This window comes from Paenibacillus sp. NPDC058898 (genome assembly GCF_049316025.1).
Classification (GTDB): Bacteria; Bacillota; Bacilli; order Paenibacillales; family Paenibacillaceae; genus Paenibacillus_AQ.
This window is the reverse complement of the sequence record NZ_JBMOSM010000008.1, coordinates 261,630-285,462: the sequence shown is the minus strand read 5'-3', so window position 1 is coordinate 285,462 and position 23,833 is coordinate 261,630. Positions and strand designations below refer to the sequence as shown.

Here is a 23,833-nt window from a genome sequence, read left to right as displayed (position 1 = left end):
TCATGCATATTGTTCTATTGTCTGGGGGCAGCGGCAACCGATTATGGCCATTGTCCAATGAGACACGTTCCAAGCAATTTCTGAAGATATTAGACGGGGAGTCAGGACGACGCCAGTCGATGGTTCAGAGAGTATGGGATCAGTTAGGACAAATGGACCTTCAGCAATCCACGATTGTGGCAACCGGGAAATCCCAGGTAGAACTACTCCAAAATCAGCTTGGTTATGAGGTGGAAATTATCGTAGAACCGGAACGGAGAGATACTTTTCCGGCGATTGCTTTATCAGCGGGATATTTATATTCCATTAAAGGTATCAGTCTCAATGAGGTTGTGATCGTACTTCCGGTTGATCCGTTTGTCGAGGATCATTTCTTCGAGAAGGTAAAGGAATTAGAGGCGTTAATGCTGGAAAGCGGCGCTGATCTCGGGTTGATGGGGGTATCGCCTGATCATCCATCCTCGAAGTTTGGTTACATCGTCCCTCAGTCGGCATCGAATTTAGAGAATGGGACGGAATTCTTCAAGGTGAGCCACTTTGTAGAAAAACCTGAAGAAGAGCATGCGCTTCGGCTGATAGAACAAACAGCGTTTTGGAACTGCGGCGTGTTCGCTTTTCGGCTTGAGTATCTCATTCATTATCTGATAGAGAAATCGCTTCCTATTCAATATGATGAATTGCTTCAGCAATATCGCCGTATAAACAAAACAAGCTTTGATTATGCCGTGGTTGAGAAAGCGCAAAACATCGTTGTTATGCCTTATAAAGGAATGTGGAAGGATTTAGGAACTTGGGATGCATTGACCGAAGAAATTCATACCCCTTTGATCGGAAAAGGAACCTTAACCGACGATTCCTCCAATACGCATGTCATCAATGAGTTGGATATTCCCATAACGGTCATCGGAGCGCCTAATTTGATTGTTGCCGCTAGTCCCGACGGTATTCTGGTCTCTGAGAAGAGCGCCAGTATGCGGATAAAGGAAGTGCTCCAATTCGGAGACCAACGGCCTATGTATGAAGAGCGTCGCTGGGGACGATATCGCGTGCTCGACTATACCAAGTATCCAAACGGCAATGAAGTATTGACAAAACGGATATGCATTTTAGAAGGGAAGAATTTAAGTTACCAATATCATTTGCTGCGCAGCGAAGTATGGACGGTGATATCCGGTCAAGGCGAAATGATATTGGACGGCAACGTTCGAATGATTGGTAAGGGGGATGTTGTCGTCATCTCGGCTGAAGCAAGGCATAGTCTACGCGCTATCACCGATATCGAAATCATTGAGGTGCAAACCGGCAGCGAATTGATTGAGGATGACATTGTAAGATTGGCGATGAATTGGGATGAAATCAAGATAAGTGTTTTAACTTCATAAAGGATAGCGAAATCCGCTATCAGAGGAGTGAAAAAGGATGAAAATCACGGTCATTGGTACCGGCTACGTTGGCCTGGTCTCAGGCGTATGCTTCTCCGAGCTTGGAAACGAGGTCATCTGCGTAGATAAAATAGAGGCTAAGATTGAACAGCTTCAACGTGGAGAGATTCCCATTTACGAGCCTGGTCTTCAGTCGTTGATCACCGTTAATAAGGAAGCAGGGAATCTTCGTTTTACCACCGATTTGATCGCTTCAGTCAAGCAATCGGACATCATCATCATCGCGGTGGGAACACCGTCTATGCCGAATGGGCAAGCCAATTTGAGTTATATCGAGATGGCAGCCCAAGAGATCGGGCAGGCGATGAACAGTTATAAGATTATCGTAACGAAGAGTACCGTTCCGGTAGGAACGAACGAAAAAGTCAAAGAAATCATTGCACAGCATACACATGAATCCTTTGATATCGCTTCGGTGCCTGAATTCTTGCGGGAAGGCACGGCGGTTCAAGACACCATGAATCCAGACCGGATTATTATTGGAACGGACAGCAAGAGGGCAGAGGAGCAGCTTGTTGAGTTGCACAAACCTTTGACGGAAAATATGATCATAACGGATGTTCGCAGTGCTGAAATGATTAAATATGCTTCTAATGCTTTTCTTGCTACAAAGATTTCCTTTATCAATGAAATTGCAAATATATGTGAGCGAGTTGGAGCCGATGTGACGAAAGTAGCCTATGGTATGGGTTATGACAAGCGCATTGGCTCTTCTTTTCTGAAAGCGGGTATCGGATACGGTGGTTCCTGCTTCCCTAAAGACACACAAGCTCTTATTCAAATAGCCGGACAGATGGATTACGATTTTAAGCTTCTAAAATCCGTCGTTGAGGTCAATCGAGACCAACGCCTCAACATTATTCGCAAGTTGGGAGCCTTGATGGGTGATCTAACGGGTAGAACGATTGGGGTTTGGGGCTTGGCGTTTAAGCCTGAAACCGACGATGTCCGTGATTCGCCAGCATACGAGATTATATCGGAATTAATGGAACGAGGGGCAAAGGTGAAGGCTTACGATCCAGTTGCGACGGATAATTTCAAGAGGAATTATGATATTGCCGGAATTACTTACTGCCGAAATGCCCAGGAAGCAGTTTGGCAAGCGGATGCACTTTGTATTTTAACGGAATGGAATGAATTCCAGCAGGTTCCATTATCCGATATCGAGAGTTGGTTGAAATCGCCGTACCTGATCGATGGACGTAATATATACGATGAGGAACAATTGGCAAAGACGAAGCTTGTCTATTACTCGATCGGTCGGCCAGGAATGAATAAAGGCGTAAGAGAGCAAGTGCCTGCACTCTTGCTATGATCAATTTTTTTGGGGTGGATACCTTGATTATTGAAGATGCCGTTAAGCTGGACCTGAGTGATATCTCCAAAGAGCTGTCTTTTTTACTCTTTCTTCTCCGCAATAACACGCATGAAGAAATTCTCATAAAGCAATATGCATCGGATATCGATTGGGATATGTTCATGAAACTCGCGCTGCACCACCGGGTTTATCCGCTTGTATATCTGCGACTTAAAGGGGTGGATGCATCCCTCATTCCATTCGAGGTTATGGCGTCTCTCCAGCAGCATTATCATAGTAATGTGATGAAAATGCTTCATTTAAGCAGGGAAATGAGCCAGCTTTGTGAGGCGCTCAAGGATACTGGGGTGCGTACACTTTTGCTTAAAGGCCCTATACTAGCTACGCAGCTCTATGGGGATCTGGCACACAGGACTTCGAAGGATTTGGATATCTTGGTGGATGCGGATGACGTGGAAAGAGTTGAACGGGTGTTGGTACAGCTTGGGTACGAATTGCAGGATGAACGTATCTTGGGAAATTGGAAGAAAACAAGCCATCATTTGTCCTACGAGCATAAGAAACATTCAGCGCAGATCGAAGTTCACTGGCGTCTGAATCCTCATTATAACAAGTCATTTTCCTTTGATTTATTGTGGGAGCGCAGGAATGATGTGATGCTGTCCCATCAGATTTATCATTATCTGGGAAATGAGGATTTGCTAAACTATCTGGCCGACCATGGTGCCAGGCATGGTTGGTTCCGGCTGCGTTGGCTGATGGATATTGCAAGGCTGCTTCCCATGATAAACAGCAACGATATGAAGGCCCACTTTGAGCGATATGGGGGACAGCAATATGTAGGGCAGGCCTTTATTCTTTTATCGCGACTGTTCTCAGTCGACATTCCGCACGATATGACTGTATTAACGATAAACTCCAAAGCCCACCGCCTTGCACAAAGTGCACTCTACTATATTAAAAGGATCGTCAAATTGAACCCGGTGCCGGAGAAAAGCGTGGCATGGCGTTATAACCGTTACCTATTCTCGTTAATGACGGGAAAACAGAAAATTTTGTATATATTGAATAAGTTTCTGCCCAATTCGCGGGATGCTTCGGTACTGCCATTACCCAAATCACTGCACTTTCTGTATTATCCGCTCCGGCCATTTCTCTGGTTCTGGCGGCGTATGAAACAACCATCGATTTAAGGGTGCATCATCGCTCTTATCATTGGATCACAATCACAATCCATTTTGTAGAAGCGGGTATCATCAGAATATTCTCAGGCCAGTTTATATAGCTGAAAAAAGGGGGGTTCTATCCATGACTACTGAATTAATCACGACAGACGCTCTCGTTGTACAATCCGAAGGTTTCCTGGTCAGTGATATGGATGGCGAGAAGGTGATGCTGAGCATCGAAAACGGCAAGTATTATAATCTGGGACGGATTGGCGGGCGAATATGGGAATTTATTTCGTCTCCCGTCACGATCTCCAATATGGTGGATCAATTGGTATTGGAGTATGAGATTGAACCGGAGCTCTGTGAGCAGCAGGTACGATTATTCCTCAAGCAGTTAGCCACAGAAGGCCTTGTTCAGGTGGATAAATAGCAATGAGTCTGTACCGGAAAGCACGCCGATTTATGTCTTATCCTGTTAGCATGAAGCTTATGTTGGCAGAAGCTTACTTGTATCTGGCCTGGGGAAGAGTGTTCAAGCTGTTCCCTTTTCAAAAGGTATCTCCGTCTCTGGGAGAACCTATGAAGGAGACACCGTATGTGGGCTATACGGAGGAGGAGCTTTCGCTTGTCCGCCAAATCTCCAGAGCCGTCCATACCATGAGCCGTGTCACATGGTGGGAAAGCCAATGCCTGGTTAAAGCCGTTGCCGCGATGAAGATGCTGGAGCGAAGAGGGATTCCGAGTACACTTTATCTGGGAAGCGGTCGGGACGATAACGGAATGATGGTTGCCCATGCCTGGCTCCGCTTCGGCTCTTATATTGTAACGGGAAGAGAAGGGCATGAAAGGTATGCCGTTGTCGGGATATTCGGTAAGGATATGGGGACCGAAGGTTTGAACTTGAAGCGGTCATCCGATAAGGAGTTTTTACATTGAAGGATCTCTTTTATTTTATCCGTAAAATGCATGGGATGGCGGGGTTTAAGCTCTACCTCAATATGGGTATGATCCTGTTCATCAGTGTTCTGGACGGCATCGGCATCTATTTGATCGTCCCTCTGCTCGGTGTCATTGGTGTATTCCAGACCGATTTGAGCGGGGTGCCGCTTGTCTCAACCTTGATGGATCTGGCTGGTTCATGGTCATTGCAGCTCAATTTGCCGATGGTGCTGGCCCTCTATGTGGTGATTGTGGGCGGGCAAGCCCTGCTGCAGCGCAGTCAGAACCTGTTGAATGCAAAAATATTGCAGCGATTCATTCGCAAACTGCGCATGGAAACGTATCAGGGGTTGCTGCATGCCAAGTGGGAGTTCTTCCTGCGCCACCGCAAGTCGGATTTCAACCATGTCATGACCAATGAACTCGGGCGCGTGAATCAAGGCACGTTTCTGTTCTTGCAGATGGTTTCGTCTTTCTTGTTCACAATAATTCAGATTGGGCTTGCCCTATGGCTTGCCCCGATGCTGACCCTCATCGTCCTGATGAGCGGTGGGCTCCTTGCCCTGTTTGGACGCCGATTCATCCGGCGGTCGAAGCGGATCGGCGAGCAGACGACAGAGCTTTCGAAATATTATTTTGCGGGCATCAGCGAACATTTCAACGGCATCAAGGATATTAAGAGCAACCGGTTGGAGCCATTTCATATGAACTGGTTTGACAGGCTGTCGCGAAAAATGGAGCATAATTTTATCCAATTTGGCAAGATCAATTCCTTGTCCCAGCTGATCTATCGGCTCTCGTCTGTATTGCTGGTTGCCGGATTTGTGTATTTGGCGCTGGAAGTGCTGCGTACGCCTGCTGAACAGCTGCTGATGATCGTTCTTATCTTTTCTCGCCTATGGCCTAGATTTATCAGCATTCAATCGAGCACTGAGCAGCTCGTGTCGAATTTCCCGGCCTTCCGGGCGATACGCGAGCTGCAAGCGGAATACGAGGTAGACAGGGAGATCGCCGGATCGATTTCGATGACAGGGGGCGAGCGACTTCAGCTGCAAAATGGAATCGATTGTACCCATGTGGACTATCGGTACGATGGCGCTTCCACCGTCTATGCTTTGCGAAATATCAACTTACATATTCCTGCTAATCGCATGACGGCCATCGTCGGCAAATCAGGGGCGGGCAAGAGCACCCTTATCGATCTTCTTATGGGACTGATCCAACCGGAGAGCGGGCAAGTTCTTGTAGACGGCGTGTCCATGGAGGACGAACGTCAGTTGATGTCGCTCCGAGGGAGTATCGGATATGTGGCGCAGGATCCTTTTCTCTTCAATGAGAGCATCCGGGATAATCTGAAGCTGGTTGCTCCCGACGCCTCGGATAACGAGCTGTGGGAAGCGCTGAGGTTTTCAGCCTCCGACGAATTCGTACATGGGCTTCCGCTAGGCCTCGACACCGTCATTGGTGATCGCGGTATCCGCCTGTCCGGTGGAGAACGTCAGCGAATTGTGCTGGCGAGAGCTATCTTGAAAAAGCCTTCGATTCTGGTGTTGGACGAAGCGACAAGTGCACTCGACAGTGAGAACGAGCAGCGGATCCAGGAAGCGTTGGAACAGCTGAAAGGGAGCATGACGATCATCGTGATCGCCCACCGACTGTCCACCATTCGCCATGCCGATCAGGTCATCGTGATGGAGCAAGGGCGGGTTATCCAGCAGGGGGGGTATCAGCAGCTTTCCCAAGATCACAAAGGCACTTTCCGGCAGCTGCTGAGTTATCAGACAGGTGCTCAGATGTAACCTCTGATTGGATCGCATAACACTGCTGTATGTGCAAGACCTGTTGTTAATGCTGCAACCCGACGGCCATTTCCCGGTATTTTACCGGGAAATGGCCGTTTTTTTTGCGGAAGCATTTCTTGAGCTAGCAGATTATACTTACACCCGGCCTCCTTATCAACATCCCTTTAGCGGTCATTTGTTTACATTCAGCTTACCCTTGTCTTTTTATGAATTGTACATAAGAAATAAGACGTTTGCTATTTTGGAACGGTTGGGGTATAATAAGTTTATTGGGATTTTGACCTGAGATTCACATATTGCAGAGGGTTATTATTTTGATCAGGAACCTTGTGCAATATGTGAATTTTTTGTTTTTAACCAAAAATGAGAAAATCATATAAATTTAGGAGGTGTTTCTATGCAAACAGGAACAGTGAAATGGTTTAACGCAGAAAAAGGCTTTGGTTTCATCGAGGTTGAAGGTGGCGAAGACGTATTCGTACACTTTAGTGCAATCACAGGTGACGGCTTCAAGTCGCTTGATGAAGGACAACGTGTTGAATTTAACGTAGTCCAAGGTAACCGCGGACAACAAGCTGAGAACGTTGTAAAACTGTAGATTTTTGAAAAGATCCCCAAACGTACCGTTTGGGGTTTTTTTTATAATAGAGCTCAAAACAGCATGAAGGCGTTAAAAATGTAGCTAAGGGGGAAGTTCATTGTCTTATTCTTGGAATAAACCACTGGAAAATCTGCCGGAAGAGATGACTGCGATCTGGTCTTGTACGAAGGAAGGGTGTAACGGTTGGATTCGAGATAGCTTCTCGTTCAAGGAAGTTCCCGTTTGTTCACAGTGCGCGTCGTCCATGGTTAGCAGCAATAAAGTCCTGCCGATCCTTGTTTCGTCGGATCAGCAAATCAAGCTTTACCGTAAGAATCAGCGCAAGGACACCAAATCGTAAGGCGCTGCTCTCACGGCTCCTTGACCATTTTGTTTTAGTCGTTGCGTTAAAGAAAGGTTGAGATCTCATGCAGGTGTTCGAAGATTGGAATTTAAAGGTGAAAAAAACGTTTAATGCAACCAGTAATGAAGAAGTATTAACCGTTTCTGAGGCAGGTCAATTGTTAGGTCTGTCCAAAGATCAAATGAAAAGATATGTCGATCAGAATAAGCTGACCAAAGTTCCGATCATGAGAAGCGTGCATCGATACCTTTTGTTGAAGAGTGAAATCGATCATATTGTAAATAAACGATAACTACGATCGATTCATTTTTCGAGCCGATCACGAAACGGAAGCTATATATCACCAACTGAAGGAGCGATGTCCCATCGCTCCTTTTTTGGCGTTCGCCTTCTTTAGGCTTCCCCCAAAAAAACCGCCCTCCCATGTGACCGGAGGGCGGTGTATGTGCATATCATTTTAGGGTTAGCGGCTGGAGTAAGGTTCATTCCACATTATTTCTTACGCTGATGATGAATGAGATCTTCGATGCGGCTGCAAGCATCCTGAGGACTCTCCATATTCATCCACATAAGCTGCATCTCGTCTCTCAGCAGGTTAACCTCGCTGCTGGATAAATTCAGTTCCAGCAGCGTTTTCGCATATGGCAGTATATCTTTAAAGATATTGTAATCCTTCGGATGGATCTGCGGATTGAGCAGTGAGTCGTCTTCCGCGATTTCTCTGCGTGCGGGTATCGTGCACCCCAGCCTTTTGAGCAGCGTTTGTGCCTCTGCTCCCACCATATAATCGGTGAAGCTTTGCGCCAGCTTAAGCCGCTGGCTATTTTTGTTGATGGCCAGTCCTCCGCCAAGCAGCAGTGTCCCCTCGGATTTTTCCTTCGGAACAGGACGGACGTTCCAACGCAGCGCGCTTCCCCTAAATTCATTCATGAAATAGTACGTACTCAAGATCATAGCTACCCGTTCTTTTACGAATAGTGACTCTGCCAAGTACTCACTACCATGGGAGTAGATAGGGGAAACCTTTTCTTTATACATTAAATCCAGGCAAAATTGCAAAGCCTCGATGGTGTTGGCATTATCTAGATTGAGCGTCTGATTGGATGACGCCAAGCTTCCGTCATTCTGCAGCATGAACACCGGCCAGCGATGGGGGGATGAAGAGAAGCAGAAGCCGTAATGCTCAATCCGGTCATCCTCGTCCAGATCCGCCGTAAGTTTCTTCGCTGTTTGGACCAGCGCATCCCAGTTATGAATAGGATGGTCTCTGCCAATACCTGCTTGGTCGAACAGACTCTCGTTGTAGCATATGACTACAGGCGAGAACAGGAACGGTGTGATGATGGGTTCGCCTGCCAAGTGGAACAACTCGTAAATTTTCGGATAACTGTCCGTTTCAGGCTCCAACACAGGTGAAATATATGGCTCAATAAGATGAGCCTTCTCCAGGTCCAGCAATTGACGGAATTGACTGTCGGATACCATGAATACGTCCGGTCCTTCACCATTCTCGATGAGTTGAACGAGGGTCTCCATATAGCCGGATTCCGATATGATTGAAAGCTCAACGTCGGCAAAGGGCTGCGATGCTTGATATCGATTGACAATCTCACGTACGATATCAATTTCGTATGAAGTCGAAAACCACGCCAGCTTGATCGTTTCTCTGACGGCAAGACCGTTAATCGGAGCGAGAACCCGGTTTCCTTTGCCGGATATTTTCTCAATGAGGCCTTCCTCGACAAGCTCTGCAAGTACTTTACGTATGGATACGCGACTAAGCTGATATTGTTCGCTCAACGTATTCTCAGGCAATATAAATTCATTAGGTTTAATACGCCCGCTTATTATTTCACCGCGGAGGTCATCCTTGAATTTTTGATACCGCTTCATGAAATCATCTTTTCTACGTAACACAACAATCCGCTCCTATGACGTTATATCAGCTTCTTTCTATTATATACTAGCGTATTTCTATTTTATACTAGATTCCTCTTTCAACCAACGATCCAGAAACTGATAGCTTATGCTGCGGATGGGATCGGGGAAGTTATGCCCCTCATTACCGATCAAGGATGTATAATGCTCCCCGTAGCCTAACCATTGATATAAACGATGAATATCCTGGGAGGCAAATGACGCTGCCTGCCAATTAGGAAAGATGGAATCATTCTGGGTGAACCAATTGAAGAGCGGCCTTGGAGCCATGAGAACCATAATTTCATGAAATTCGAACGGAACGAATCCATCGTTCAAATCATCAGTCAGCTTCGGAATATGAGAGAACCACTCACGCTGTCCCCAGCGATCCGGAGTGGGGTCCTGCATGAAAGGGCAGAATCCGCAGCTCGATACGACGGCTTTAACCCGATCATCTACTGCTGCAAGGAAGTAGGCGTTATAACCGCCCAGCGAATGGCCAATAGCACCGATCCGATCCGCGTTCACATAGGGGAGGGATTGCAGCAAAGAGATGCCCTGTTGATGATCGTGAATCATTTTGCCGACAGCGGTAGACGATGGGTAGGATGAATAAAATGGGGCTGTCTGAAAAGGTTCCGTGCCCTCATAAATACGCTCGCCTGCCGTGATCGTATCCGGGGCAAGCACGACATATCCCCTGGCGACGAGCTCCAGCGCATATCTGCGGCCCGCTCTGCCTGCTTTGGTCGCGATGTCATCCTTTCCATGTGGGTCTGTTGGATGTAACGCCAACATGGCGGGGTAAGGAATTTCGCCAACCGCTGGGGCTAATGGATGACCTGGAATGAGCAAGTAAGCCGTTACCTCATCTCCGTAGCCTGTAGCATAGGTCAGGTGAATCCGGGTATGATCGAGCTCATGCGCTTCCGAGAGAATGACGTAACGGGGAGGGGTTGGAGCAGGCATCCATCCGATATAATGCTGCCATACAGCTGCGATCCGATCCCTTTTCAATTCCCAATCCCGATGATTTGCAATGTCATTTAGTAACCCGGGAAAGGACTCCTCGGTTAACCGCGTTAACGGATAAGCCATTTATCGTTCACCTCTTCGATAGGGAGTAGCTCCACAGACGCGTGGAGATTGTGAAAAACAACATATGTTCACGCTTGACGAAGCCGGAGGTAATCGGATGCGGCGGGGTGGCGATCCGCTCAGGCTTCAGACTCTCAAGCGGGATGCGGAATATGGCTTCGCTGAGCACACCGTAGATGCATCCATCCGTTTCATCGAGCTGCCAGCCTTGGCGCACGATCGTCCCCCATTGCGAGAGACTTTCCTGGTAGAGGAACGATTCGGTCAAGGGATCCCAGACGACGTATTCCGAGTCGGATGTAAGAGAATGGATCCAGTCTCTTGAATCTACAAGGAGCAAGGAATATTCACGAATATCCGCCCGCGGCTGCCATCGGTTCAGCAGTGTACGCGTCCGCCAGTCCATCCTGTAGAGACAAGCGGCCTTGCCTACCGGATCGGCGCCTCCTGGGGTTTCGATGCTCGTTCCCCCCACGAGGTGCCCTTTTTTCGTCTCGGCCAGGGCAATCGTGCTCTGATTCGGGATAAGCTCGGTATGAGGAATGAGCGTATCCTCTCCTGAAGGGAGATGATAGATACATAAGCCTCCACCTACCATGCCATAACCGGGAAATCCCCCGTAAGCGATATGCTCGCCCCCGCTAAGCGCGACAGCACATCTTGGCCGGTGAATGTCGATATGTTCGGTCACGCAGATTGGATTACGCTGCTCTCCAGCCGATTGCTCTACTTGAATCGGCTTTGAAACATCGTAGAGATGAAGCCTTCCACCCGGATATGCGGCTCCGGCAATTAGACTGCCCTGAGCAGCATAGGCAGCCAGGTTGCCGCCGGCACCGTTCTCGATCATATGAGGGCCCCAATTATGTAATCTTGCATGTTCAGGCTCATAGGTGTAAAAGTGCAAGGGGTGGTTTGACGTCCCGTAGATGTTCTTGTCTGGCCCCAGGAAGAGAGGTGAGAGCGATGCGCCTTCAGAGGTATATTGCAGATGAATGCTCCTCGTCTTCCCTGTCAGGCGATGTTTTAGAATCAGCTGGCGCTCTGACAGGCTATGCCGGATCACATGCCAGTCCCCTGGAAGCTGACGATGCAGCTTCTCGAAGCTTTTACCCATATACAACGATACAGGAACCTGTTCATCGGCAATCTTCTCGAGTATAGTTCCTCGTTCAAGTCGAACCCATTGCTTGCCGATCTGCGCATAAGCCAGGTATGCCTGATCGTGCCCTTTGGAATGGGAGGCATGCGGCTCCCCGTATCCTTGTCTTACCAGGCCGATTCCAATCGTTCGCAGATCACCCCCGAGCAGGGAATGAGACGCTCCGCTATTTGCGTTATAAGCGATGATGTTTTTCCGGGATGTTCCCGTACCGATATAAACCCAACCATAGCTGTCAACCGCCATATGGGAAGGGTATTTTTGTTCCGTATCCACGGACCCCAGTGGGAAGATATCACGTTCAGCCGGACGATAACGGTACAGACGGCATTGAGGATATGAGGCCATATAGATATGGCCCTGTTCATCCTCTGCATAGCTAAACCCGCATAGTTCATCCTCGGCTCCGGCCTTTAGGGCATCGACAAAGTCAAGGCGAAACGGATCGAAGGCATAGAACATGCTGCCGGCTCCCATGTAAAACATGCCGGTTCTGCTGCTGAACGTATCGTAGGGATACTCGACATCATGATTCGGGAAGTTCACTTGGCGGCAATCCCCGGTTATCGGGTCAACGACGATCAAGAAACCTTTGGCTGCAATAACCACCCGGCTATCGCCTGAGCGGTTGGTGCAGACGGCCGCGGTTCTGGATTCGACGGCATCGACCGGTATGCCTAAATCAGAAAAGCTCATCCTGGTTACCTCCTATGCCCATTTACTTCTCATAATATAGAGCAATTTTGCGAATGGCCGCAATCATGTCCTGGACGTCCTGGTTCGTATAGAACTCGCTCAGCGGCACTTGCACGGCCGTTTCCAAAATCGCTTCCGCATGGGGGCAAGCGCCCCGTGAATAGTGTACATCAGAAAGTTCAAAGGGAAATGTACTGCCCGGATAAGCCTGCTTCTGCTGGAACAGCGGTTGCATATAAAGGACATCCGGTATATAACCCATCCTGTTGGTGATGCCTTCCGCGCTTAGCGCTGCACAGAATTCCTCGCGGCTGCAAGTCAGATTCTCCAAAACGAGGCGGAACATATAGAACCAATAGGTACAAGTACTCGCTTCGGGTATTTTCATTACAGATATAGATGACAAGTCTAGGAGTTCAGCATTCAGCGTCATGCCGATTTCGGTTCTTCGGTCGCATATCCATTCCAGCTTCCGGAGTTGGGCAATACCGACGGCCCCCTGCAGCTCGGTCATGCGATAATTCGGTGCGAGGCTCTCCGGCACCCGGCCCACATCGGTCCCTATCCGCTGGTAGTTTTTATCCGAGAAGGCGTGCGTCCGATGGTAATCCTCTTCAAGGCCGGAATTTACGGTTACGATACCGCCGTCCCCGGTTGAGATATGCTTGAAATCGTTTGTGCTGAAGCATCCGTAATCGCCGATGGTGCCAACCAGCTTACCTTTATATTTGGTGAGGTAGGCTTGCGCGCAATCTTCGATAACCTTCAATTTATATTTGTTGGCGATCTCCATGATGGGGTCCATATCACAGGGGTTGCCCGCCAAATGAACGACCAGGATCGCTTTGGTTCTTGATGTTATGCGTGATTCAATGGAAGCCGGGTCAAGATTGTACGTGTGCGGATCCAAATCGGCAAATACAGGAATCGCGTTCTGATATAAAATGCCGATGACGGTGCCTTGATCCGTAATGGGACTAGTGATAACTTCATCCCCTACCGTGATACCGGCGGCGCCAAGCGCTACATGCAGTGCGGCTGTTCCCGAAGAAGTGGCCACACTGTAAGGGACATGGTACATATGGTTGAAATCGGATAGGAATGTTTTTACTTTTTGGCCGAAGTGATAGAACAGCGTATTTTGCTCCAAGGCCTCGAGCAATTCCTTAGCCTCATCCAAGCCAAATCGTTTGCCTGTGCCAAAAGATGTCGTTTTGGTTTGATCCCCGCCGTGTATGGCGAGTTTAACCCTATGATTCATAATGGCTTCACCCCTCCAGTATCATGCAATATCGTTTTTTTGCACGGAATTCCATATTTGAGATGCACTTCTTCGGAGTCAGTCGACTCGTCACGAAGTAGGGGGGTCCAGACTACGGCCTCTTTGGCCTGCCCCGGGTTGATCACGACGGGCACTCCATTTGGATCTATGCCCTCTATCCGGATCTGACGTCTCGCACGTACCCACTCATTGATTTGGCTCCCGGTCCAAAACTCAAAGCCGGCGCTTCTCGCCTCTTGAATGACGGCAGCGATTGCTTCCCGGACATGAGGTTGTTGCAGGATATGCGTCTGGTGGAACAGAAAATGTGCCACCCCGCCTACCCGCCGGACTCTTTCCAAAAACGGTCCGATAACGCTGCTATCCGCAAGTGCGTGATGGTTTAGATCTTGTGTCAGAAAACCAATTTCCAGTACCGGATAGATACGGTTGTGTTGATCGGACCAAGCGATTGGAAAGTACGGATGGCAGGTTCCGAAAACAAAGCCGATATTCCCCTTTTTGCTCGGGCCCCGGGATTGGTCGGATGCGATATCATATTTCTCGCACCAGTCGAACAGTTCTCCCCAACCCTCAAAGCGGGTGTAATGATTCTTGTTGGAGATAGCACGGGCCGACCCGGTAGCGGATTTGAACCAGTTGAGCTGCCTCACGAATTCATCCTCCGACCAATAACCTCCATCCAGCTCGAGTGCATTATAATGAAGCGCAAGCTCGTGGCCCGCCGCTTTTATTTGATTATAGAGGTGGGGGGAATACCCCGGCTCAATCATGCACCAAGTGCTTTGTACATGATGTTCCCGCAAGACCTGCAAGGTAACTTCTGCCGCTTCATCGATGTTCAGATCGCTATCATGCGAGATCATGGATACTTGCTGGATACCGTTCGGCCAATAATCAACAAAAGGAAGCGAGAGCTCGTGCTGGACTGTAACCTGTAATAGATGACCGGCGAGGGCTTCCCTCCAGAGGTCGGCGTAAGGATGAGCGAAATAATCCATTCCGGTCCCTGTTTGGGATCGGTCATATTCCCAATCCTGCTGAATGTCGTCATCGGCCTTCAATATCCAATCATCGACCGAGGCGGTACCGTCAGGAGCGGGCAGGCCGTCGGTTACGACGGGCTCTTTACCTTGTTGAAGTCTGACGATTGTGGCTGGTATATCGACTGACCAACGCTCCAATCTGCCTTGCCCTATCTGGAAGCTGTACAGCAGCGTCCCGCAGTTTATACCTTCCGGGCTGTTCTGTCGAAGCATGCCGCGCTGGATGCAGCGGAAGTCGGGAGCGGTATCTGCCGGCTCCCAGGGACGCGCGTTGAAGGAGCGGATGGGTACATCGTCATACCATTCGGATGGGAAGTCGGCATAGCTGACGGCTACCTCTCTTGATTGCCGGAAGCCCAGTCTGGGAGCCAATGGGCCGAGACCGGAGTAAGAGATGACAATGCCGCCTTTCATCATGAATGACCATAACGATTCCATATCTTCTTGCCGGTCGCTCGGCAGGGCTGCGATGACGATATCCATGGTGTCCGGATGGATTTGCTCCGCTTGCTCCAATCGCTGATACGTGAATCCTGCATGGTCTAAAATTTCAAATATATAATGCTGAAAAACATTGACGCCATAACGGTGTCTACGCTTCACGGACTCTTGATCCAGCCATACTCCAATTCGGGCTATTCGCATCGTTGTCACAACCTTTATAAGATGATGAAAAAAGATGTTGGGCCTTCGTGAAGCCCAACATGGTATCGTTTACGAATAAGGTTACTTCCACAGCCGATCGGTATAACCGCGCGCTTTAATTTCTACGTTATACTCCTCGATAATCTTCGATCCGCCGCGGCTCAAGTATTCCTGGACCATGGCATCCCAGTCCGAAACCGGACGATTCCCGGTAATCATTTTGGTCTGTTCATTCATAAGCAGCTGCGTTAATTCAGCGCCTACCTCGGTTTCCTTTGCTGAGATGATGCCAACATGTGGCGGATAGTAGAGCTTATACTGCTTGTTAATATCGACAAGCTGCTGGGTGGCTTCAATCAGTTTAGGATCTGAATAAGCCAGAGGGAACTCCGCATCGTCATCAGGACCAATCCAAGCCGTACTATCAATGAAATACAGGAATGGCTCCGTGCCGCTGGCTGGCTCTGTAAGAGGAACCCGCACGTTATTCTCATCCAGTTTATAGCCGACACCTTCATTGCCGTAGAACCAGTCGAAATCCTCGTTATCTGGCGTCACCTTCGATGCCTGGTAGTATTGGCGGGAGAAGCCGTGGATCTCCAGCATCTTACGCACCTTGTCGGGTTGGTCAGCCAGTTTAGCGTTTAGCGTCAGGAATCTGGCAAAGCCATTACCGGCAGTAAATCCTTTCGATCCATCAGGCGCGGCGAATGGTTCCAATACGACGAATTCGGCAGCAGGATCAATAGCAAGCAATGCCTCCATGTAGTCTTGGGACATGCCGCGCGGGGCGATTAGAAAGACGCCTGCCTTGCCGGAATAGAATTCATTGTTCGTGTCTGCCCAGTTCACCACGGAGAAGTCAGGGGTAATTGCTTTTTCCTTATATAGGTCGTGGAAGAACTGAATCAGTTCTTTTCTGCCCTCGGAGATCAGGCCTGGAATATAGTTTCCTTCCGCATCCTGGTGATACCAGGTATCATGCTGCCAATAAGACCCCATGGCAAAGGTCGGGTTAATATCTTGGCCGATGGCAAGACCATACGTATCCTGCTTGTTATTTTGGTTAGGATCATTCTTCGTGAAGGCAATGGCGACGTTCTTCAGCTCCTCGTAACTCGTAGGCACAGGGAGTCCCAAGTTGTCGAGCCAATCCTTGCGCACCATGAACGATTGGGACTCCACCGGAGACCAGGTCGGAATGCCGTAGATTTTGCCGTCAATGGTGAAAGGAAGCCATAACTCCTCGGGTATTGCCTTCAAATAATCAAATTCTTCGATGTAGTCGTTAAGTGGAAGGAAGGCGTTTTGGCCTGCCCAGCGATTGAACAAGTCGATATTGGAGGAACGGAAGCTGATTTGATCAGGCATGTTCCCGCCGGCAACCATCGCTGTTATTTTTTCGACAAAGTTGTCATTCGGTATTTTTTCGGAAAAATAATCCACATTGAACTTCTCGTTCAGCATTTTCTGGCCGCGTCCGTCTTTCGGCGGCGGGTTCCCGAATATATAGGTCGCTCCCGTAATTTTGTAGGTTTCTTCCGATTTCCCCGTTCCAGATGGTTGATTGGTGCTCCCGTCGATACCTGGGGTAGGCGTTGCCGTTCCATTATTGTTTGAACAAGCTGCTGTGAATACAAGAATCAATACCACAAATAGCATCATTGATTTGCTGACATTCATTGAGCTGATCCCCTCCATTATGAATTGCCAATCACATAGCCAATCTAACCGGGCGTTTCCGGCTATTAACCCTTAACAGAACCGATCATCACCCCCTTGGCAAAGTGCTTTTGCAGGAATGGGTATACGAGAAGGATCGGCAATGTAGCTACAAGTATCGCAGCCATCTGAATCGTAACAGGCGGTGGCTGGTTTTCCAGCTGTAACATGACGTCAGAGCCCAAGGTGGATGTGGCCTCATTCATAATGACAATTTGCCTCAGAACGACTTGGATAGGCCATTTTGCAGCTTCGTTGAGATAGAGGATGCCTTCAAAGTATTTGTTCCAATGCCCCACAGCGTAGAATAAGCCGAATGTAGCTAGTGCCGGTTTGGACAGCGGGATTATAATGGACCAGAACGTTCGAATCTCGCTTGCTCCATCGATCAGGGCAGCTTCAGACAGCTCATTCGGTATGCTAAGGAAAAATTGCCGGATGACGATGAGGTTGAAGGAACTAATCGCGCTGGGAATGATTAATGCCCAGAGCGAATTCATAAGACCTGTCTCCTTCACGACCAGATAAACTGGAATCATGCCTGCGTTGAACAAAATGGTGAAGATGACCATCAGCAGAATCAAGCGTTGACCCAGCACTTTTCGCGTAAGCCCGTATGCCATCGTGGATGTCAGAATCAGGCTTAAAGCTGTTCCAACAACCGTGATATAGATCGTGACGAAGAGAGAGCGGATGAAGGAGTCTGAAGCAAAAATGGCTTTGTAGGCGTCCATAGCCCAGTTCGTCGGCCACAGGATGAACTCTTTTTGGAGTACATCCTGCAGCGATGAGAAGGAAACCGAGAAGATGTGAATGAATGGCAGCAGCATGACGCCTCCGGTAATGATGAGCAGCACTATATTCAGCCCGTCAATCGCTCGCTCGCCTAATGTTCTTTTGATCATGAGCACAAATCGCCTTCTTCCTAATCAGGAGTCGTGTGAAACATCAATACAAACCTTCTTCGCCGAACCGCTTCGCTAAGCGATTGGCTGAAAGCACCAATACGAGACCGATCATGCCCTTGAACATTCCGACGGCTGTGGCAAAACCGATATTGCCTTGCTGGATGCCTTTGAAGTAAACATAAGTATCAAGTACATTTCCCGAATCCATGTTAAAGGGATTTAACATCAGGAAGATTTGCTCGAAGCCTGTATCCAGAACGCTGCCGAGCCGAAGAATGAACAAAATAATAATGACGCCGCGAATGGCCGGCAGCGTGACATGCCAGAGCTGTCTCCATCGATTAGCCCCGTCAATGACGGCGGCCTCATAGAGAGAAGGATTAACGCCTGCCAAAGCCGCCAAGAAAATGATGGTCCCCCAGCCAGCTTCCTTCCAAATGACCTGGAGAATAATAATAGGCTTAAAGTAAGCTGGATCGGTTAAGAATGGAATCGCTTCCATACCGATGTTCGACAAAACGGAGTTAACTAAACCTTCGCCGCGGAGGAAAACAACGAAGATGCCGACCACGACGACCCATGACAGAAAGTGGGGCAGGTAGATCAAGGATTGAATGAAGCGTTTAAGGGTTGCATGTTGAAGTTCGTTCAGCATTAGGGCCAATATAATTGAAACAGGGAAGGCCACAAATATTTGAAGAAGTGAAATTTGGATGGTGTTGACCAGCACCTGAATGACCTCACTGCTCTCAAACATGCGGGCAAAATGCTTAAAGCCAACCCAATCGCTATTCCAAAATCCTGTAAAAGGATTGAAATCCTTGAATGCAATCACCAGACCGGCCATGGGCACGTACCGGTAGATAATGAAGTACAGTACACCCGGAAGAAGCAATAGATAAATATACTTCTCGCGATTCATTCTCGTTAGCAATTTCCCCACAACAGCCCCACCTTTTTATACCTGTATTTTACCTGTATATAAATTATATTAAATTGGTTTGTATGTCAATAACTCTAACATTTATTTTTTTAGCATATAAAAGTAACGGTTTTCCAAATTTATTGGTGTTATGAAATATAACTTGTACTATACTCCGAAATGATCCATATATGAAAAGCTTGACCAGAGTCCTGGTCACTTTGAAAGGCGATGGAAACGAAACAGTCTGAAGGTCAAAAAAGGTCAAATCGAAAGATCGAAACCAATTCATGCGAAAAATCGGCTGAAAATACGTTATTTTAGTCCTGTTTTCTTTATAATCGGTTTTGGCATTTATGCGTGCAAGGCATATAATAAAGGCGTAAGGTCAAACAAGGTCAAATAAGAAAGGGGAAATCTATGATGTTTGATTTGATGCCATTTGGAAAGCGCAGAGAGGATGCCTTCGGGCAGTTGGTGAAGTCATTTCACGATGTCTTTAACGATGCGTTTCAAGATGAGGTGTTTGCACCGTTCAAAGGTTCGATGATGTCTTTCAAAACAGACGTTAAAGAGACGGAGCGCGCTTATCTGGTTGAGGCGGAGCTTCCAGGTTTTCAAAAAGACGACATCGAAATCAGCTACGCTGACCCTTACTTAACGATCAAAGCCGTTCGCAAGGAAGATAACAGCGTGGAGGATACGAAGCAGCAAATCGTCCGGAAGGAACGTCGTTATGGCGAGTATGTGCGCAGATTCTACGTTCAGAATATAGCAGAGGACCAAATTGCCGCTTCCCTGAAGGATGGGGTCCTCAAGCTTGAAATACCGAAACAGCCGGACTCTGGTAAGAAACGCATCCAGATCCGGGATGATATCTAATAAACGTACCCTCCGATCTATATGGTCGGGGGATTTTTTTGCGTTTTATTAGTAATATTTTTACATATATTCCATCGAATTTCGGCATTTGAAACCTTTTAGCGGTATGTAGGGTATTATAGGTTAAATGTAAACTTTTCGAGGGGGAAACTCATGGTGGGAATCTTATCGAGGTTTAAGGATGTTATGAAGGTGAATGTGAACGCACTGTTGGATCGGACGGAAGATCCGGAGAAAACAGTTGACACGTATATGCGTAGCTTGAATACGGACTTGGGTCAGGTGAAAGCGGAGACGGCTTCCGTTCTCTCGGATGAGCGAAGAGCGAAGCGGGCCCTTGATGAGTGTTGTGCCGAGATCAAGAAGCTGCAGCGATATGCAGAGAAGGCCGTAGAAGCGGGAAATGAGGATAATGCCCTGAAGTTTCTGGAGAGAAAAGAAGCGCAGGCCCAGAAGCTGAACGAACTGCAGGCAGCATATGAATCGGCATCCGCAAACGCCATTAGGATGAAACAAATGCAGGAGAAGCTGGTGTCGGACATGAGCCAACTGGAGGCTCGCTATGCCGAATTGAAAGGGAAGATGGCGGCTGCCAAAGCCCAGCAGGATTTAAACGCCAGCCATTCATCCTCGGGCGGTGCAAATGCGGCATTCAACACGATGGAAGAGAAGGCAAACCGTGCCTTGGATGAAGCGCTGGCCTTGGCCGAGCTTCGCGCCGGAGCGAAGGAAGACGATCTGGACGATCTGATCGCTGAATTGGAGAAGAATATGAGGAAGGACGGAGCTGCTCCAATGGAGACTCTCCCTGCCCAGGATGAACTGGAAGCAATCAAAGAAAAGCTGAAAGAGAAGGAATAATCATTTCATTGTTATCGAGGTGAGGAAATGCCGGTTATCGAATACAAGTGCCCGAACTGCGGCAGCAGCATGGTTTTTGACGGCGATACAGGAATGTTGTCTTGCCTGAGCTGCGGAAGAAAAGATAATATCGAGGAAATTCCCGACCCGCTGAAAAAGCAGGTTTTCGTCGAAAACGAAGTGAAGGAGTATCACTGCAACAGCTGCGGGGCCGTCATCGTGACGGAGCCCGAGACCAGCGCCACGACCTGCAGCTTCTGCGGATCCGCCGTTGTACTCAGCGACCGACTGAGCGGCGATCTGGCTCCGGTTATGGTCATCCCTTTTTCGATTACCAAGGAAGAAGCGATGAAGGCTTTCAAGAAATGGTGCAGAAATGGCCTCCTGACACCAAGCGGATTTATGACAGCAAACCGGATCAAGGAAATTACCGGGATATATGTACCTTTTTGGCTATATGAGTTACATAATCGGGTTGAAGTTCATGGCCACGCCACCAAGGTGAGAACCTACACGCAAGGAGATTACCAGTACACGGAGACCCAGCATTTTGACATCTACCGGAAGATTCGCTTGAACTACATGAAGGTGCCGATCGATGCTTCGGAGAAAATGAACGATGAGCTGATGGATAAGCTGGAGCCTTTTCCCTATCAGCAGCTGAAGGAATTCAAGACGCCTTATCTCGCCGGGTACATTGCCGAAAAATACAGCCATGATGAGCGGCAGCTTCTTCCGCGTGCCAAAGATAAGATCAGCTCCTACATTGATTCGTATATTTCGTCAGCCGTGTCAGGATACACAACCGTAAATTATACCAACAAGCAGATCGATACCACCTTAAAGCAGGCCGATTATGTCCTCCTTCCGGTATGGATGGTGCACTATGATTACAACAAATCGGAGCATACCTTTGCGATGAACGGCCAGACGGGTAAGGTCGTTGGCAAGCCGCCGATCAGCAAAGCGAAAGTAGCTGCGTGGTTTGCAGGCATTTCGGGCGTCTCGTTACTGTCATTGAAGCTGATCTCCTGGGCGATGGGAGGAGGTTTCCTGTGAGAAGAAGATCTGTATTAGGTGCTGTTTTGTTCTTCCTGGTTGCCTATTTGATGGTTCCAGCCTTGATGGTCAAAGCTGCGGATGATAAGCCATTGATCTTTGATGAAGCCAATCTGCTCAGTCCGGAAGAACGAGAAGAGCTGAATGTGATGGCGAATGAGTATGGCGCCGAACGCGAGACGGACTTTATGATCCTTACGGTTGACCGTGTCGAGAATGACGATTATGAGACATGGACGGAAAACTTTTACGATGAGTATGCCCCCGGGTATGATAAGCCGCACGGCAATACCGTTATTTTGACCATTGTAATGAGTGCTCGTGACGGTTCTCGTAACGTGCATCTGGAAGGTTATTATAAAGCTGAGAAGTATCTCGATTCCGGGAGACTGACCAAAATACGCAACAAGATTACGCCCGATTTATCGAGAGGTAATTATAAGCAGGCGTTTGAAAAATACATCAAAACCGCTCATCGGTATATGGGCTTTGAGCCCGACATGAACCCGGATAATATTATATTTAATCTCTGGTTTCAGCTAGGAACTGCCGCTGCCATCGGCGCTATCGCCGTGGGTGTCATGGCTTATCGTTCTGGCGGACGGGTGACGGTCAATTCTCGCACCTATGAGGATACCAGCACATCGGGGATACTGAACCAGCAGGACCGTTATGTTAGAACAACGGTAACGAAGCAGAAGATCGAGCGCAACACGAGCAGCGGCTCGGGCGGCGGAGGGGGTGGCGGCGTCAGCAGTGGCGGCCATTCGCATAGCAGCAGCAGCGGGAAATTTTAAGGGAAGGGATGAATAACATCGATGGGATTTTTCAAGAACCAATTCTCTAATGTCGTGGAATGGGAAGAGTTTAGGGACGATATGATTTTCTGGAAATGGAGCAACCGGGAGATTAAAAAAGGAAGTAAGCTGGTCATCCGCTCCGGTCAAGACGCGATTTTTGTCAATAACGGCAAGATCGAGGGGATTTTTGAGGATGAAGGCGTATATAACATCGACTCGGATATCATTCCGTTCCTTTCTACTTTAAAGGGATTTAAATTTGGCTTTAACAGTGGCATGCGCGTGGAAGTACTGTTCGTAAACACGAAGGAATTCACCGTCAGATGGGGGACGCAGAATCCGGTCCTCATTCCGACGCCGCAGCTTCCGGGCGGTATGCCGATCCGTGCCAACGGCACGTTCAATTTTAAAGTGAATGATTATGTGACGCTGATCGACAGAATCGCCGGGATGAAAGAGAGCTATCTTGTGGACGACGTCAAGATCCGGATCACTTCGGTGCTCGATCAATTGTTGATGAAATGGATCAGTCGCGAAGGCAAGGACATGTTTAATCTGCAGGCGAATGCCTCTGAAATCGCGAGAGGGATTCGAGAAGACCTGGACATGGAAGTGATGGACAACGGAATAACGATCACCGGCTTCCAGGTGATGAGTTTCAACTATCCGAAGGAAATTCAGGATATGATCACCAAGACGGCTTCCCATGAAATGATCGGTAATCTGCAAAAATACCAGCAGGTCAGCATGACGGATGGGATTGCATCCGGCAAGGTGCAAGGCGGCGGTGCGGCTTCGGATATGGCCGGCATGATGATGGGGATGAACATGGCTAATGAAATGATGAAAAATATGAATCAGAACCAGAATCAGAATCAGAACCAAAACAATTCGAATCAAAGCCAACAGCCTCCGGCTGCGAAGGAGCCATCCGCCCCGGCGGCTGCATCCGCATCCGAAGGAAGCAAGAAGCCCAATTTCTGCCCGAACTGCGGCGCAAAGAATGAAGGGGCGAACTTCTGTCCGAATTGTGGGCAGAAGCTGGGTTAAGTTGAATTTGTGACTAGTCGCGCTAATAAATGTACAAGATTTGATACAAAGTTCGATGCCATCATTGGAATGACGCAAATGGTGGTGGCGTTGAGCGAACGTAAAAACTCTTATCAAAACAGCACCCCTCGCTTTTAAAGCGGAGGGTGCTGTTTTTCTATGTTCG

General features: G+C 48.3%; 22 protein-coding genes. 14 read left to right on the top strand and 8 right to left on the bottom strand.

What is annotated here, in order from left to right:
- The first annotated feature begins 2 nt into the window (after nt 1–2).
- The 9 genes from ACOZB4_RS22280 to ACOZB4_RS22240 all read left to right on the top strand — a co-directional run bounded on the left by ACOZB4_RS22280 (nt 3) and on the right by ACOZB4_RS22240 (nt 7,906).
- A complete protein-coding gene (locus ACOZB4_RS22280) occupies nt 3–1,382 on the top strand; it encodes a sugar phosphate nucleotidyltransferase (RefSeq protein WP_379416403.1) in 1,380 nt (459 codons plus the stop codon).
- A 37-nt stretch (nt 1,383–1,419) separates the two neighbouring features.
- On the top strand, nt 1,420–2,757 hold the full coding sequence (locus ACOZB4_RS22275; RefSeq protein ID WP_379416401.1) for a UDP-glucose dehydrogenase family protein: 1,338 nt from the start codon (nt 1,420–1,422) through the stop codon (nt 2,755–2,757).
- On the top strand, nt 2,754–3,953 hold the full coding sequence (locus tag ACOZB4_RS22270; RefSeq protein ID WP_422759650.1) for a nucleotidyltransferase domain-containing protein: 1,200 nt from the start codon (nt 2,754–2,756) through the stop codon (nt 3,951–3,953). The genes ACOZB4_RS22275 and ACOZB4_RS22270 overlap by 4 nt, the downstream gene beginning before the upstream one ends.
- A 115-nt stretch (nt 3,954–4,068) precedes the next feature.
- Entirely contained in the window at nt 4,069–4,359 is a 291-nt protein-coding gene (locus ACOZB4_RS22265; RefSeq protein WP_379408218.1) for a lasso peptide biosynthesis PqqD family chaperone, read from the top strand.
- Between the two features lie 2 nt (nt 4,360–4,361).
- Nucleotides 4,362–4,865, top strand: a complete 504-nt coding sequence (locus tag ACOZB4_RS22260) for a lasso peptide biosynthesis B2 protein (protein ID WP_339269586.1) — start codon at nt 4,362–4,364, stop codon at nt 4,863–4,865.
- Nucleotides 4,862–6,667 (top strand): ABC transporter ATP-binding protein, encoded by a 1,806-nt coding sequence (locus ACOZB4_RS22255; protein WP_379408226.1) that lies wholly within the window; start codon nt 4,862–4,864, stop codon nt 6,665–6,667. The genes ACOZB4_RS22260 and ACOZB4_RS22255 overlap by 4 nt, the downstream gene beginning before the upstream one ends.
- A gap of 400 nt (nt 6,668–7,067) precedes the next feature.
- Nucleotides 7,068–7,268, top strand: coding sequence for a cold-shock protein (locus ACOZB4_RS22250; RefSeq protein WP_006207692.1), 201 nt, complete (start codon nt 7,068–7,070; stop codon nt 7,266–7,268).
- A 100-nt stretch (nt 7,269–7,368) separates the two neighbouring features.
- Entirely contained in the window at nt 7,369–7,611 is a 243-nt protein-coding gene (locus ACOZB4_RS22245) for a cold-shock protein (protein WP_076322548.1), read from the top strand.
- 67 nt (nt 7,612–7,678) lie between these two features.
- A complete protein-coding gene (locus ACOZB4_RS22240; RefSeq protein WP_379408242.1) occupies nt 7,679–7,906 on the top strand; it encodes a helix-turn-helix domain-containing protein in 228 nt (75 codons plus the stop codon).
- A gap of 200 nt (nt 7,907–8,106) precedes the next feature.
- On the opposite strand, the gene ACOZB4_RS22235 is transcribed toward ACOZB4_RS22240, so the two are convergent.
- The 8 genes from ACOZB4_RS22235 to ACOZB4_RS22200 form a co-directional block, all read right to left on the bottom strand.
- A complete protein-coding gene (locus tag ACOZB4_RS22235; RefSeq protein WP_379408248.1) occupies nt 8,107–9,531 on the bottom strand; it encodes an extracellular solute-binding protein in 1,425 nt (474 codons plus the stop codon).
- 57 nt (nt 9,532–9,588) lie between these two features.
- Nucleotides 9,589–10,632 carry an alpha/beta hydrolase family protein gene (locus ACOZB4_RS22230; protein ID WP_379408251.1) on the bottom strand — a complete coding sequence of 348 codons (1,044 nt, stop codon included), beginning with the start codon at nt 10,630–10,632 and terminating at the stop codon, nt 9,589–9,591.
- Between the two features lie 7 nt (nt 10,633–10,639).
- A complete protein-coding gene (locus ACOZB4_RS22225) occupies nt 10,640–12,490 on the bottom strand; it encodes a hypothetical protein (protein WP_379408255.1) in 1,851 nt (616 codons plus the stop codon).
- Nucleotides 12,491–12,512: 22 nt separating this feature from the next.
- Nucleotides 12,513–13,751, bottom strand: a complete 1,239-nt coding sequence (locus ACOZB4_RS22220; RefSeq protein ID WP_379408262.1) for a DegT/DnrJ/EryC1/StrS family aminotransferase — start codon at nt 13,749–13,751, stop codon at nt 12,513–12,515.
- Nucleotides 13,748–15,463: a hypothetical protein gene (locus ACOZB4_RS22215; protein WP_379408264.1), complete on the bottom strand. Its 1,716-nt coding sequence runs from the start codon at nt 15,461–15,463 to the stop codon at nt 13,748–13,750. Before ACOZB4_RS22215 ends, ACOZB4_RS22220 begins: the two co-directional genes overlap by 4 nt.
- A gap of 81 nt (nt 15,464–15,544) precedes the next feature.
- Nucleotides 15,545–17,146, bottom strand: coding sequence for an extracellular solute-binding protein (locus ACOZB4_RS22210; RefSeq protein WP_422759649.1), 1,602 nt, complete (start codon nt 17,144–17,146; stop codon nt 15,545–15,547).
- A gap of 65 nt (nt 17,147–17,211) precedes the next feature.
- The gene (locus ACOZB4_RS22205) at nt 17,212–18,090 is read right to left on the bottom strand and encodes a carbohydrate ABC transporter permease (RefSeq protein ID WP_379408275.1); all 879 of its coding nucleotides are present in this window, start codon (nt 18,088–18,090) and stop codon (nt 17,212–17,214) included.
- 43 nt (nt 18,091–18,133) lie between these two features.
- Nucleotides 18,134–19,015, bottom strand: coding sequence for an ABC transporter permease (locus ACOZB4_RS22200; RefSeq protein ID WP_213646527.1), 882 nt, complete (start codon nt 19,013–19,015; stop codon nt 18,134–18,136).
- A gap of 423 nt (nt 19,016–19,438) precedes the next feature.
- Between ACOZB4_RS22200 and ACOZB4_RS22195 the strand changes: the two genes are divergently transcribed.
- From ACOZB4_RS22195 to ACOZB4_RS22175, 5 genes are all read left to right on the top strand, one after another.
- A complete protein-coding gene (locus tag ACOZB4_RS22195; RefSeq protein ID WP_098741486.1) occupies nt 19,439–19,897 on the top strand; it encodes an Hsp20/alpha crystallin family protein in 459 nt (152 codons plus the stop codon).
- A gap of 156 nt (nt 19,898–20,053) precedes the next feature.
- Entirely contained in the window at nt 20,054–20,758 is a 705-nt protein-coding gene (locus ACOZB4_RS22190; RefSeq protein WP_379408797.1) for a PspA/IM30 family protein, read from the top strand.
- A gap of 27 nt (nt 20,759–20,785) precedes the next feature.
- On the top strand, nt 20,786–21,817 hold the full coding sequence (locus ACOZB4_RS22185) for a TFIIB-type zinc ribbon-containing protein (RefSeq protein WP_379408278.1): 1,032 nt from the start codon (nt 20,786–20,788) through the stop codon (nt 21,815–21,817).
- Nucleotides 21,814–22,614: a TPM domain-containing protein gene (locus tag ACOZB4_RS22180; protein ID WP_379408283.1), complete on the top strand. Its 801-nt coding sequence runs from the start codon at nt 21,814–21,816 to the stop codon at nt 22,612–22,614. The genes ACOZB4_RS22185 and ACOZB4_RS22180 overlap by 4 nt, the downstream gene beginning before the upstream one ends.
- Before the next feature lie 21 nt (nt 22,615–22,635).
- On the top strand, nt 22,636–23,667 hold the full coding sequence (locus tag ACOZB4_RS22175) for an SPFH domain-containing protein (protein ID WP_379408286.1): 1,032 nt from the start codon (nt 22,636–22,638) through the stop codon (nt 23,665–23,667).
- Nucleotides 23,668–23,833: the final 166 nt, after the last annotated feature.

Bases quoted from the DNA above. Each gene is read 5' to 3' on its own strand.
- ACOZB4_RS22240 (WP_379408242.1), top strand. From the start codon at position 7,679: ATGCAGGTGTTCGAAGATTGGAATTTAAAGGTGAAAAAAACGTTTAAT.
- ACOZB4_RS22200 (WP_213646527.1), bottom strand. From the start codon at position 19,015: ATGAATCGCGAGAAGTATATTTATCTATTGCTTCTTCCGGGTGTACTG.
- ACOZB4_RS22260 (WP_339269586.1), top strand. From the start codon at position 4,362: ATGAGTCTGTACCGGAAAGCACGCCGATTTATGTCTTATCCTGTTAGC.
- ACOZB4_RS22185 (WP_379408278.1), top strand. From the start codon at position 20,786: ATGCCGGTTATCGAATACAAGTGCCCGAACTGCGGCAGCAGCATGGTT.
- ACOZB4_RS22215 (WP_379408264.1), bottom strand. From the start codon at position 15,463: ATGCGAATAGCCCGAATTGGAGTATGGCTGGATCAAGAGTCCGTGAAG.
- ACOZB4_RS22250 (WP_006207692.1), top strand. From the start codon at position 7,068: ATGCAAACAGGAACAGTGAAATGGTTTAACGCAGAAAAAGGCTTTGGT.
- ACOZB4_RS22275 (WP_379416401.1), top strand. From the start codon at position 1,420: ATGAAAATCACGGTCATTGGTACCGGCTACGTTGGCCTGGTCTCAGGC.
- ACOZB4_RS22220 (WP_379408262.1), bottom strand. From the start codon at position 13,751: ATGAATCATAGGGTTAAACTCGCCATACACGGCGGGGATCAAACCAAA.
- ACOZB4_RS22210 (WP_422759649.1), bottom strand. From the start codon at position 17,146: ATGAATGTCAGCAAATCAATGATGCTATTTGTGGTATTGATTCTTGTA.
- ACOZB4_RS22195 (WP_098741486.1), top strand. From the start codon at position 19,439: ATGTTTGATTTGATGCCATTTGGAAAGCGCAGAGAGGATGCCTTCGGG.
- ACOZB4_RS22280 (WP_379416403.1), top strand. From the start codon at position 3: ATGCATATTGTTCTATTGTCTGGGGGCAGCGGCAACCGATTATGGCCA.
- ACOZB4_RS22225 (WP_379408255.1), bottom strand. From the start codon at position 12,490: ATGAGCTTTTCTGATTTAGGCATACCGGTCGATGCCGTCGAATCCAGA.
- ACOZB4_RS22205 (WP_379408275.1), bottom strand. From the start codon at position 18,090: ATGATCAAAAGAACATTAGGCGAGCGAGCGATTGACGGGCTGAATATA.
- ACOZB4_RS22230 (WP_379408251.1), bottom strand. From the start codon at position 10,632: ATGGCTTATCCGTTAACGCGGTTAACCGAGGAGTCCTTTCCCGGGTTA.
- ACOZB4_RS22265 (WP_379408218.1), top strand. From the start codon at position 4,069: ATGACTACTGAATTAATCACGACAGACGCTCTCGTTGTACAATCCGAA.
- ACOZB4_RS22270 (WP_422759650.1), top strand. From the start codon at position 2,754: ATGATCAATTTTTTTGGGGTGGATACCTTGATTATTGAAGATGCCGTT.
- ACOZB4_RS22175 (WP_379408286.1), top strand. From the start codon at position 22,636: ATGGGATTTTTCAAGAACCAATTCTCTAATGTCGTGGAATGGGAAGAG.